Here is a 12,339-nt window from a genome sequence, read left to right on the forward strand (position 1 = left end):
CCGATCGGCGACGGGACTGGCGGTATGGGCCGATCGGCCGGTCAACCGTTACAGGTCCACAGGCGCGGCGGTTCTGCGCCCGCCGGCGATTCATCGATCAAGGAGATCTTCATGGGCGTGATTGAGAAGGGCGTCGTCATGCGTCCCGGCTATATCGACGGCAAGACCAAGCTGCTGCTGATCGATGGCCGCTGGGTGCCGGCGGCGTCGGGCAAGACCTTCGAGACGCGCGATCCGGCGACCGGTATGCTGCTCGCCGAGGTGGCGGAAGGCGACCGCGAGGATATCGACCTGGCCGTCGCCGCGGCGCGCCGGGCCTTCAACGGGCCATGGAGCAAGTGGAAACCGGCCGATCGCCAGCTGCTGCTGCTTCGCCTCGCCGATCTGATCGAGGCGAACATCGAGGAGCTGGCGGCGCTCGACACCTATGACATGGGCGCGCCGATCAGCCGCACTCGCGCCGGCCGGCATCGCGTCGTCGGCATGCTGCGCTATTATGCCGGCCAGGCCGTGTCGCTGCATGGCGAGACGATCGAGAATTCGCTGCCGGGCGACATCTTCTCCTACACGCTCAAGGAGCCAGTCGGCGTGGTCGGTGCGATCATTCCGTGGAACAGCCCACTGACCGCGAGCATCTGGAAGATCGGCCCGGCGCTGGCGACGGGCTGCACGGTGGTGCTCAAGCCGTCCGAGGTCGCGCCGCTGACGCCATTGCGGCTGGGCGAGCTGTGCCTCGAAGCAGGCGTGCCGCCCGGGGTGATCAACATCGTGCCGGGCTATGGCGCGACCGCGGGCGCCGCATTGGCCGCGCATCTCGACGTCGACAAGGTCGCCTTCACCGGCTCGGACGTCACCGGCCGCCGGATCGTGCAGGCCTCGGCGGGCAACCTCAAACGCCTCTCGCTCGAGCTGGGCGGCAAGTCCCCCGACATCGTCTTTGCCGACGCCGATCTCGACGCGGCCGTGCCGGGCGCGGCGATGGCGGTGTTCGCCAATTCCGGACAGATCTGCAGCGCGGGCACCCGACTGTTCGTCGAGCAGAAAATCTATGACGAGTTCACCGCCAAGGTCGCCGACTTCGCCAAGGCGCTCAAGGTCGGCATCGGCGCCGATCCCGAGACCCAGGTCGGACCGCTCGTGTCGGGCGATCAGCTTGACCGCGTCACGGGCTATCTCGATGTCGGCCGCGAGCAGGGCGCGCAGTGTCTGAGCGGCGGCGAGCGGCTGACCGGAGGGGCGTATGAGAATGGCTATTTCGTCGCGCCGACGGTGTTTGGCGGGGTGCGCGACGACATGCGGATCGCGCAGGAGGAGATTTTCGGCCCGGTGATCTCGGCGATCCCGTTCACCGATATCGACGAGGTGATCGAGCGCGGCAACGCCACCACCTTCGGCCTCGGCAGCGGCGTGTGGACGCGCGATGTCGGCAAGGCGCACAAGCTTGCCAAGTCGATCCGGGCGGGGTCGGTGTGGATCAACTGCTATCAGGCGATGGACCCGGCCGTGCCGTTCGGCGGCTACAAGATGAGCGGTTACGGCCGCGAATCCGGCAAGCAGCATCTCGACGAATATCTCAACGTCAAGGCGGTGTGGATCAAGACCGGCTAGCCGCCGGCCGCGCGCTGGCGGTGGTCATTGCATCACCGGTCTAACGTTCGACGCCGGCAGATTCGCGCGGCGGTGCGGTCTCGCGAGACCGTCAACAAGATGCCGGGAGCGGATATGGACAAGGTCATTTCACGGCGCGGACTGATCGGAGGATTGGCGGCGGCCGGGGCAGCAGCAGTGCTGCCGCGAACCGCACTGGCGCGCGGCGGCCAACTCTATCCGCGGACGCATGCCTTCATGAAAGGTTTCGTCGATCGCCGTGAACTGGCCGGCATCCTCGCCGCGATCGGCAAGGGGCAGGCAGCGCCCGACTATTTCGGCGTGGGCACGCTGGCGCTGGATTCGGCGACGCCGCTCGGTCCCGACACATTGTGGCGCATCTACTCGCAGACCAAGCCGGTCACCGGCATCGCGGCGATGCTGCTGGTCGAGGAGGGCAAGATCAAACTCGACCAGCCGATCGCCGATTTCCTGCCTGCCTTCGCCAACATGAAGGTGCTCAACACGCCCGGCGGATCGATTACCGATGTCCGCCCCGCCAGACGGCCGATCACGGTGCGCCAGCTGATCACGCACAGCTCGGGCATCGGCATGGCCGCGCTCGAGAAGGGACCGCTTCCGGACGCGTATGACGAGGCGGGGATCACCGATGGCCGGCTCAGCCGCCAGCCGATCCCCGGTTTCAAGATGGGGCCGCCCGCACCCGGTCTGACCGTCATGGTCGACCGGCTCGCCACGCTTCCGCTATTCTATGAGCCCGGGTCGAAATGGCTCTATTCGGTCGGTCTCGCCGTGATGGGGCGCGTAATCGAAGTCGTGACGGGACAGCCGTTCGACGCCTTCCTGAAGGCACGGATATTCGATCCGCTCGGCATGAAGAGCACGGGATTCCGGGTCGCGGCGGCGGACGTTCCGCGGCTGTCGACCAATTATGCGTTGATCGACGGCGTCCTGTCCCCGATCGATCGGGCGGCGACGTCCGTGTTCCTCGATCCGCCGGCGGCGCCCTATGGCGGCGGCGGGCTGGTTTCGAGCGCGCGCGATTATGACCGCTTCCTCGCCATGCTGCTCGGCGAGGGCCGGATCGGCGGGGCAGGCGGCGTGAGCATCATGAAGCCCGAAACCGCGCGGCTCGCCATGTCGAACCTCCTCGAGGATAGCGTCGTGCGCAAGGGGACGCTCATCGAGGGCTGGGGCGCCGGCGCCGGCGGCCGCGTGTCGCTGCCCGGCTCGATGACTGGCGAGGGCGTGTTCGGCTGGGGCGGCGCGGCCGGGACGACCGGTTTCATCGACCGCAAGCGCGGATATCGTGTTGGCGCCTATACCCAGGCGCTGCCGCCCGCCGCCCTGAGCTTTCAGGGCAAGTTCGGCGAGACGTTCTACAAGGATGTGATGGCGTGAACCAGCTCATGAAGGACCATGCTGATATGACCGATTCAACCGACCTGATCGAACGGCTGGAGGCGGAGCGCTGGGCCGCCAATCTGGCGGGCGATGTCGAGAAACTGGACTCGCTGCTCTCGGACCGGCTCGAATATATCCATCCCACGAGCAAGGTGGACACCAAGCAGAGCTTTCTCGCCAACCTGCGCGCCCATAATCCCTATATCGCGTATGAGGTGCTGGATCAGAAGATCCTCATGCTCGGCTCGACGGCGGTGGTCACCAAGTCGTTCCGCAGCACGGCGCGCCGCAATCCGCCGATCGTGCCGGTGAACCGCGTGGTGGTCGAAGTCATCAGCAGCGCGGTGTGGACTCAGGAAGGTGAGGACTGGCGTCTGATCCATTACCACACGACCTTCATCCCGAAGGCCGATTAGCATGCAGGGGAGGCGGTCAGGCGGCCGCCTCCCTCGCTTCCGCCTCTGCGAGGGCGGTACGATATTGCCGCCGCATCGCCCAGGTCGACAGCGTGGCCACAGGGCCGGCGACCAGCACGAGCAGAGCGAGGCCGGAACCGATCGCGAACGGGCCTTCGAACAGCTTCTCGCCGAACAGGGCCGCCAAGGGCGGTCCCGCTGCCAGCCCCACCAGATTCCCCGCGGTCAGATACAGCGCCATGATCCGGGCGCGCATGCGTCCGGGCGTAACCATCTGGATCAGCAGCGGCACCAGCACGCCCATGGCGGCCGAAAAGAAGGTGCCGATCCCGGCCAGAACCAGCAGCGTGATCGTGGATCGCGTCAGCCCGACGATGCTGAGGCAGATCCAGCTGGCGGTCAGCGCCATGGTGAAGACGAGGACCAACGCGTCCCTCCGTCCGCGATCGGTCCATGCCTTGACGAGGGCAGGCCAGGTCATGACGCCGATCAGGCTGGAGACCAGACCCACCGTGCCGAACGCATAGCCCGCGTGCGATGCCTCCATTCCGTGGGCGCGGATCAGCAGCGTCGGAGTCCATGATGCCATCGCGAAGTTGACCATGCCGACCATCGCATTGCCCAGAAACAGGCAGCCGTAGAGCATGCGCTTGCGCTTGAGATACGCAACGGCTTCGCTGGCCGTCGCGAACTGTTCGCTCGCGACATCGCCGACACGGGGTGGTTCGGGCACGGTGATCCACAGCAGCGGCGCCAGCAGCAGACCGGGTAGCCCGACGAGCATCAGCGTGATCTGCCACGGTTCCAGCGCAAGCTGGGCGGACATCCCCGTTGCCAGCTGCAGCGCCGCGCCGCCGGCGATATACGACCCCGAATACATGACCGCGCTGACCCCGGTATAAGCCGCGGTCGGGAGCGTTCGCCGCTTGCGCGGAAAGAGGTCGGCGATGAGCGAGATCGCGGCCGGCGACAGCACCGCTTCGCCGATCGCGACGCCGGACCGGAAGATCATGAGCCAGGTGAAGTCGGGCGCAAAGGCCGAAGCGATCGTGCAGATGCTCCACAAGACGACGCCGGTGACGACCAGCGGTATTCGGCGGCGGCGGTCGATGAGGTGCGCCAGCGGAAGCCCGGTCAGCGAGTAGAGCACGCCGAAGCCCAAGCCGATCAGCACGCCCATCTGCGTATCGGAGATGTGGAGCTGGGCGCTGACGGCAGGCGCGAGCAGCGAAAGGATCAGCCGGTCAATATAGGAGATGCCGTATAGCAGCATGAAGATGCCGAGCGCGTACCAGGCATGCGCGAGACGATGTCCGGGTTCCAGCGGAGCGGTGGCCGCGACAGGATTTGCAGGCATTGAAAACGATCCTCTGCTGATACTGGCGACGGTTCGGCATCACGGCGCAGGGCGAGTGAGAGGCGGGTGTAGTCTGAACGGGCGGCGCTCTGCGATTTCGAAGACCGGACTGGGCATGATTCAAGACCGGCCGGCGGGGCAAAACCTCACTGCGCCGGATCGCCTCAGCCCCGGTCGGCCGCATAACGGTCGACGATGACTCCGAGCATCTCGCGCAGGTGATCGATCAATGCCCTTACCGCTCGGGGGGCGTTTCGATCCTGCGCCGCGAGGATGAACAGCCGGCCGTCCAGGCCGATCAGCTTCCATTCCGGCAGGATCACGCGCGCCGCACCGCGATCCACATCGTCGGACGCAGCATAGTCGGGGAGCGGCGCGATCCCCAAGCCCCCGAGCATCGCTTCGCGCAGGAACGGAAGGTGCTCCGACTGCATCCGCGCCTTCATCGCCACCTGCTCGATCCTGCGGCCCGACTGGAGGCGCAGCGTGAGTGGCGTCGGCGAAGATGGCGGACCGGTCGTACACAGGAAATCGCAATCCGCGAGGTCCTCGGGTTTGGCGATGGGCTTCCGGCGCGCCAGATAGGACGTCGCCGCGAACAGCCGCCAGGGGATCTGAGAAACCTCGCTGGCGAATTCGCTGACGGGCACATCGCGGAGGATCCGGACGGCGATATCCACTTCGTCGCCGACGAGGTTCTCCACCAGATTCGAATAGCGCACGCGAAGCGTGACTTCGGGGTGCCGCTCCTGAAAGGCGATCAGCGCGCCGCCCAAATGGGAAGTGCCCAGCGCCGTGGGCACGCTGATACGGACATGCCCCCGAATCTCGTCGCCCAGGCCCTGTATCGCCTCGCGCGCGGCGCGGAGTTCCGCGAGCATCCTGTGGCCATGCTCATAGAGAATGCGGCCGGCTTCGGTCGGCGCGACGTGCCGGGTGGTGCGATACACTAGCATCGTGCCGGCCTGACGCTCCAGTTCCTTCAGCTCCTTGCTGATTTGCGAGCGTGTGACCCCCCGGCGGCGTGCTGCTTCGCTCAGATTTCCGGCATCGAGGATGTCGACCAGCGTGCGAACGATGCCGAGATTCATTGTCAACTCCGTGGATACGCAATGTGTCGAAACGGCCGGATTGTTAGCCTTTCTGAGCGGTAATACAATGGTCGACAAGCAGCGGGCCGACCCATCAGCGAAATGCCGGCCAGCACAAGGGGAGGGAGTGATATGAAGAAATCCGGCCTTTATCTATCCGCAGGCATCCTGTCCGCCGCGATCTCGGCGCCCGCTTTTGCTCAGACCGCGCCCGCTTCGGAATCCGATCCAGCGCTCGGCGAGATCATCGTCACCGCGACCAAACGGCCTGAGCGGCTTCAGGACGTGGCGATCGCCGTTACGGTGGTATCGTCCGAGCAACTCGCAAAAAGCACGATCGCCAGTCCCGGCGATCTGAAGGTGCCTGGCGTTCAGTTCGTCGCCACGACCGGGCGAGCCACCGCGCTGTCGGTCCGCGGCGTGTCGACCGGCGGCAATCCCGGCTTCGACCAGTCGGTGCCGATCTTCATCGACGGGGTGTATTTCGGACGCGGCGGCATGGCGCGCGCCGGATTCCTCGATGTCGAACGCGTCGAAATCCTCAAGGGGCCACAGCCGACCTATCTCGGCAAGAACGCGATCGCCGGTGCGCTGAGCATCGTGTCGAAACGGCCGGGGCGTGATTTTTCGGCGAATGTGACCGCCTATAACGAATTCGAGGCGGATGAGCAGAATGTCGAAGGCGGCGTCACGGTTCCGCTCGGCAATACGCTCAGCATGCGGGTCGCGGGACGTTACAGCAACATGGCCGGCTGGATGCGCAACCGGCAGCTCGATACCGACACGCCGCACTTCAAGACCGCTGCGGTCAGGGCCAGCCTGCTTTGGGAACCCAACGAAAATTTCAGTCTCTACGCGAAATACGACCACAATTATCTGAAGCGGGTCGGCACCACGACCGAGCCCTATAATTGCGGCCTGCTGGCGCCCGTCACCGGCGCCTATATCCAGCCGGGCGAGGATTGCTCGCTGAACGGCGTGACCAGCGCGGTTTACCGCGCGGAGAATTTTCCGCGGCTTTCGACGACCGGTGCGCCGAACCCCGATTACGGCGTGTTCGAGCTCAATGGCGGGGTGGTCGAGGCTGCCTATGACTGGAACGGGAACACGATCACCGCGATCGCGTCCTACTACAAGACCGACCAGTTCGACCGCATCGACGCGGATTCCTCCAACGTTCAGATCACCGCGCTGGAGACGTTCGACAATTCGACACAGAAGAGCCTGGAACTCCGTGCCGCATCGCCCACCGGCGAACGGCTGTCGTGGCTGGTCGGCGCCTATGGCGACATCATCGACCTGACCACGCGCGTTCCGGGCGGCTTCTTCTTCGCGGGCGATCCGCGCTTCGGCGGTCTTCCCGCCGGCATCTTCAGCGAGCAGCGCAGCAAGCAGCGGGAGAAGTCCTGGTCGGTCTATGGCGAGCTCGGCTTCAAGGTCGTCGACCAACTGACGATCAAGGCGGCGGCCCGCTATTCGAGCATCCAGAAGACGGCGACCTTCTCGTTCGCCAGCAACAATGCGATCTACCTGTCTCCCGGCCAGTTCCTGGTGACGCCGGCCGGCGGGTTCACGATCAGCGACGACCAGATCTACCGGGATTTCCAGCCAGCGGTCACGGTCGAGTTCCGCCCGGCGCGCGGCATGTTGCTGTTCGCCTCCTACAAGGAGGGCTTCAAATCCGGCGGCTACGACCTCGACGCCTTCGCGCCCACGCCGAGCGGCGACATCGCGTTCGAACCGGAAAAGGTGCAGAGCTTCGAGGCGGGGGCGAAGATCGATTTCCTCGATGGCCGGGCGCGTTTCAACGTCACGGCGTTCCGTGCCGACTATGACGATCTTCAGGTCTCGGTGTACAATGGCGTGGCTGGCGTCGAGACGAAGAACGCCGCGACGTCGCGGTCTCAGGGCGTCGAGGTCGAGGCCCAGTTCGCGCCGGTTCGCGGACTCGTCCTGTCCGGTTCGGTGAACTATCTGGATGCCAAATATGGCAGCTTCGCCAACACCGCCTGCTATGCCGGCCAGGCGGCCGCGGACGGGTGTATCGGCGGCTTCCAGGATCTGAGCGGCAAGACGCGAGCCTATTCGCCCGAATGGTCGGGCACCGCCGGGGCCGACCTGACCACGCCGCTTTCGGGATTTCTCGGTGATGGGACGGAATTCACCGGTGGCGTGAACCTGTACTTCACCTCGCGATATGCGACGAGCGCTTCGCTCGGGCCGAGGGCGTTCCAGGAAGGCTTCACGACCGTGGATGCGCGTGCGGGCCTGAACTTCGCGGACCGGAAATTCGGCATCGCGCTGATCGGGCGAAACCTGACCAACGAGCGGATCTATGACGGCCGCAATCCGGCGCCGCTGTCGGGCAACCGCTATTTCTCCGCCCAGCTGCGGCGGACCCGGCAGGTGTCGCTGCAGCTGTCTGCGAAGTTCTGATTGGGGGAGGCGAGTGGGCCGGCTCACGTCAGGCCCGCTCGCCAGTCCGGGTGTTTGAAAGCGGAGTGAGCTGGATGTTGGATGTGACCGTGGTGGGGGCCGGCTTTGGCGGGCTGTACATGTTGTACAGGCTCCGTGAGCTGGGCTTTTCCGTCCGGGGAATCGAGGCAGCGTCCGATGTCGGCGGGGCGTGGTACTGGAACCGCTATCCCGGCGCGCGCTGCGACGTGGAGAGCCTGGTCTATTCCTTCACCTTTTCGCCGGAAGTCGATCGTGAATGGCGCTGGACCGAGCGCTATGCCGCGCAGCCCGAGATCCAGCGCTATATCTCGTTCGTCGCCGACCGGCTGGATCTGCGGCCGCTGATCGACTTTTCCAACCATGTCGAATCCGCGGTGTTCGACCGCGAAGCGAATTGCTGGCGCATCCGCACCGACAAGGGCCTGTCCTATGCGTCGCGCTATCTCGTTCTCGCGACCGGGCCGATCTCGAAGCCGGTGCTTCCCGACATCCCCGGCATCGGCGAGTTCGAGGGCAGTTATGTGCACACCGCGCGCTGGCCCAAGGCGCCCCCCGACTTTGCCGGCAAGCGGGTCGGCGTGGTCGGCACCGGCTCGTCCGGGATACAGACCATCCCCATGATCGCCGAGCAGGCCGGCAAGCTCTACGTCTTTCAGCGGACGGCGAACTATACCGTGCCGGCGCGGAACGTCGCGCTGACCGAAGCGGACATCGCGCAGTGGGACGCGGAGAAGGACGAGATCCGGGCGGCATCGCGGATCGGCATGGTCTCAGGACTCGGCGATGTGCTGATGCCGGAGGCGATGCGCGGCACCCGGATGCGGCCGGCAAGCGATTTTACGCCTGAGCAGCGGCGCGAGATCATGGAGCGGCTGTGGCAATGGGGCGGAGGCGCGATGATCATCCCCTTCGCCGACACCTGGATCGATCCCGCGGTGAACGACGAAGTCGCCGATTTCATGCGCGAGAAAATTCGGGAGACGGTCAAGGATCCAGAGGTCGCCGAACGGCTCATCCCGCGCGGCTTCTATCTGGGGACGAAGCGGGTATGCGTCGGCACCAGCTATTACGAGACGTACAACCGCGACAATGTCGAACTGGTCGACATCAAGTCGCATCCGATCGAGCGCATCACGCCCAGGGGAATGGTGGTCGACGGCACCGAATATGAGCTCGACTATATCGTGTTTGCGACTGGCTTCGACGCACTGACCGGTGCGCTCACCAGCATCGAATTGCGCGGCGAACACGGCCAGACGATCAACGAAGCCTGGGCCGAAGGGCCGCAGACCTTTCTCGGCCTCGCCGTCGAGGGCTTTCCGAACATGCTGATGCTCAGCGGGCCCGGCAGCCCATCGGTGCTGTCCAATGTCGTCCAGACCAATGAATTCCAGGCCGACCTGATCGGCCGGTTCCTGAGCGCGATGCGCGAGGGCGGCAAGACCCGCTTCGACGTCGTGCCCGAGGCTCAGATCGAATGGACCGATCACGTCCATGAGGTGGTGACACGGTCGCTCTTCGGCACCACCGACAGCTGGTATGTCGGCGCCAACGTGCCGGGCAAGCCGCGGGTGATCCTGCCCTATGCCGGCGGGCCCGGCGCTTATCGCGCTAAATGCGAAGAGTTTTGCGAAGACGGGTTTCCGGGCTTTGCGCTGCGCTAGGCCCGCCTCCGCGATGCGGCGCGCCGCGTCCAGCCGCTCGTTCTGCGGACGCGATCGGCGAAGTCCCATGACATCTTGTCCAGACCATTTTTCCACGAGGAGCCGACCATGACGACCGCCGCGGACTATCCTCCCCTCGAGTTCGGGCCGGTCGCGGTGCCGATGCCCGGCAGCGTCAGCGACGCCGCGCGCGCCTATCTCGCGACGCCGCGCGCGGCATCGTCCGGGCCGCTTCCGGCGCTCGACGACAAACCGGGCTGGCGTGCGTTCAGTGCCGCAGCCAATGCCCGGATCGCGCTGCTGGAGGAGATGGTCGTCAGCGCCTGTGCGGTCGATGTCGAGCGCACGACGATCAACGGTGCGCGCGCGGCGATCGTGCGGCCGAAAAATCCCGATCCGCGCTTCGAAGGCCGCGTGCTCATGAACATTCATGGCGGCGCCTATATCCTGTGCGAAGGCATGATCATGGAAGCCGCGGTCATCGCCAATGCCGGCGCCACGGTCGTCGCGGTCGATTATCGCGTCGCGCCCGATCATCCGTTCCCGGCCAATATCGAGGACAGCGCCGCGGTCTATCGTGGCCTGCTCGAGCGTCACGCACCCGCGCGGATCGGGATTTACGGGACTTCGGCCGGCGGCACCTTCACGTTGACCACGTCGCTCTATCTCCGCCAGCTGGGGCTGCCGCTGCCCGGCGTGCTGGGCGTGCTGACCCCGCAGCACGATCTTTCGGGCACGGCGGGCGACAGTTTCTTCGCGCTCGACGGCCTCGACCTCGCGCTCTCGGGCAGCAGGGCCGGCGCGCTCGACATGGCGCATCTGTTCGCCAACGGGCATGACATCGCCGACCCGCTGATCTCGCCGATCTTCGGGGACTATGCCGGCTTCCCGCCGACCTATTTCCTCACCGGCACGCGCGACATGCTGCTGTCGGCGACCTCGCTGCTTCACCGGCGCCTGCACAATGCCGGCGTCAAGACCGAGCTGCATGTCTTCGAGGCCATGCCGCATGGCTTCAACGTACAGGTCCAGCTGCCCGAAGCGCAGGAATCGATCCAGGACCTGCTGCGCTTCTTCGATGAAAATCTTGCCAAGGGATAGCGGGACCGGCGGCCCCGGTCCGGGGAGCGGCGTTGCCGGCGGGGAATCCCGTCCGCGCCGGCCGGGCCCGGGCGCCCTCCAGTTTTCAGGGAGTGACAATGCGCATTGCCTCGATTGAAACGGTGGTGTTCGATCTGCCGACGACGCGCCCGCACAAGCTGGCGATGGCGACGATCAACCAGCAGGGCCTGGTGCTCGTCCGCATCCGCGACGAGGACGGCAACGAGGGTCTCGGCGAAGCTTCGGTGATCCCGCATTACGGCGCCGAGACGGTCGAGGCGATCCAGCTCGTCATCGACCGCTATCTCGCGCCGCCGTTGATCGGCGCCGATCCCGCGCTGCTGCGGAACGTGCTGGCGACGATGGACGGGGTGCTCAAGGACAATCTCTACGCCAAGGCGGCGATCGAGATGGCATGTGTCGATCTCGTCGCGCGCCGGATGGGCGTGCCGGCCTCCGCGCTCTTCGGGGGCGCCGTGTGGGACCGGCTGCCGGTGCTGCTCGTGCTCGGCGCGGGCGATGCCGACAAGGATATCGCGCAGGCGCGCGAGATGCTGGACAGACGGCTGCACGACCGGTTCCTGGTCAAGCTGGGCAATGGCGATCCCCGCGACGACGTGGCGCGGGCTGCGGCCGTGAAGAAGGCGCTCGGCGATGACGTGCGCGTTCATGCCGACGCCAATCAGAGCTGGAACGAGGCGACGGCGACCTGGGCGATCGAACGGCTGGAGGATGCCGGCGTCGCCATCGTCGAGCAGCCGCTGCCGCGCGCCGACATCGACGGCATGCGCCGCCTCACCGAACGCTTCACGATCCCGATCATGGCGGACGAGGCGATCGATACGGTGGAAAGCGCCGCCGCCTTCGCGCGCGTCCGCGCGGCCGACGCCTTCTCGATCAAGGTCACCAAACATGGCGGCATGCTGCGCACGCGCGAGGTTGCTTCGATCGCGGAAGCGGCGGGGCTGACGCTGTTCGGCGGGACGATGCTGGAAAGCGGCGTCGGCACGGCGGCCTTCGCGCAGATCTTTTCGACGGTCCGCGCGCTCGATTGGGGCTGTCAGCTGTTCGGCCCACTGCTGTTCGCCGACACGATCACGGTCGAGCAGCCAGTCTATCGCGATTTCCAGCTCGAGGTGCCGGCCGGGCCGGGTTTCGGCATGACGATCGACGAGGACAAGCTCGCTTTCTACCGCCGCGACCGCGCGGGGCAGCGTACCGCCGTCGCCACCGCCTGAACA

9 protein-coding genes are annotated in these 12,339 nt (G+C 65.9%); 7 read left to right on the top strand and 2 right to left on the bottom strand.

Annotated features, from left to right (window positions below):
- Positions 1-111 precede the first annotated feature (111 nt).
- The 3 genes from M9978_RS09090 to M9978_RS09100 all read left to right on the top strand — a co-directional run bounded on the left by M9978_RS09090 (position 112) and on the right by M9978_RS09100 (position 3,428).
- Complete coding sequence (locus M9978_RS09090; RefSeq protein WP_254292702.1) at positions 112-1,608, top strand: aldehyde dehydrogenase family protein; 1,497 nt, start codon at positions 112-114, stop codon at positions 1,606-1,608.
- A gap of 114 nt (positions 1,609-1,722) precedes the next feature.
- Entirely contained in the window at positions 1,723-3,009 is a 1,287-nt protein-coding gene (locus tag M9978_RS09095) for a serine hydrolase domain-containing protein (protein WP_254292703.1), read from the top strand.
- A 26-nt stretch (positions 3,010-3,035) separates the two neighbouring features.
- The gene (locus M9978_RS09100; RefSeq protein WP_254292704.1) at positions 3,036-3,428 is read left to right on the top strand and encodes a nuclear transport factor 2 family protein; all 393 of its coding nucleotides are present in this window, start codon (positions 3,036-3,038) and stop codon (positions 3,426-3,428) included.
- Between the two features lie 16 nt (positions 3,429-3,444).
- On the opposite strand, the gene M9978_RS09105 is transcribed toward M9978_RS09100, so the two are convergent.
- Both M9978_RS09105 and M9978_RS09110 read right to left on the bottom strand, forming a co-directional pair.
- Entirely contained in the window at positions 3,445-4,785 is a 1,341-nt protein-coding gene (locus M9978_RS09105) for an MFS transporter (protein ID WP_254292705.1), read from the bottom strand.
- Between the two features lie 164 nt (positions 4,786-4,949).
- Complete coding sequence (locus M9978_RS09110) at positions 4,950-5,876, bottom strand: LysR family transcriptional regulator (RefSeq protein ID WP_254292706.1); 927 nt, start codon at positions 5,874-5,876, stop codon at positions 4,950-4,952.
- A 132-nt stretch (positions 5,877-6,008) separates the two neighbouring features.
- On the opposite strand from M9978_RS09110, the gene M9978_RS09115 reads away from it, so the two are divergent.
- The 4 genes from M9978_RS09115 to M9978_RS09130 all read left to right on the top strand — a co-directional run bounded on the left by M9978_RS09115 (position 6,009) and on the right by M9978_RS09130 (position 12,336).
- Positions 6,009-8,312 (top strand): TonB-dependent receptor, encoded by a 2,304-nt coding sequence (locus M9978_RS09115; protein ID WP_254292707.1) that lies wholly within the window; start codon positions 6,009-6,011, stop codon positions 8,310-8,312.
- A gap of 74 nt (positions 8,313-8,386) precedes the next feature.
- Positions 8,387-9,997 carry a flavin-containing monooxygenase gene (locus M9978_RS09120; RefSeq protein WP_254292753.1) on the top strand — a complete coding sequence of 537 codons (1,611 nt, stop codon included), beginning with the start codon at positions 8,387-8,389 and terminating at the stop codon, positions 9,995-9,997.
- Between the two features lie 108 nt (positions 9,998-10,105).
- Positions 10,106-11,098, top strand: coding sequence for an alpha/beta hydrolase fold domain-containing protein (locus M9978_RS09125; RefSeq protein WP_254292708.1), 993 nt, complete (start codon positions 10,106-10,108; stop codon positions 11,096-11,098).
- Between the two features lie 98 nt (positions 11,099-11,196).
- On the top strand, positions 11,197-12,336 hold the full coding sequence (locus M9978_RS09130; RefSeq protein ID WP_254292709.1) for a muconate/chloromuconate family cycloisomerase: 1,140 nt from the start codon (positions 11,197-11,199) through the stop codon (positions 12,334-12,336).
- Positions 12,337-12,339: the final 3 nt, after the last annotated feature.

The organism is Sphingomonas tagetis (genome assembly GCF_024211275.1).
Lineage (GTDB): Bacteria > Pseudomonadota > Alphaproteobacteria > Sphingomonadales > Sphingomonadaceae > Sphingomonas > Sphingomonas tagetis.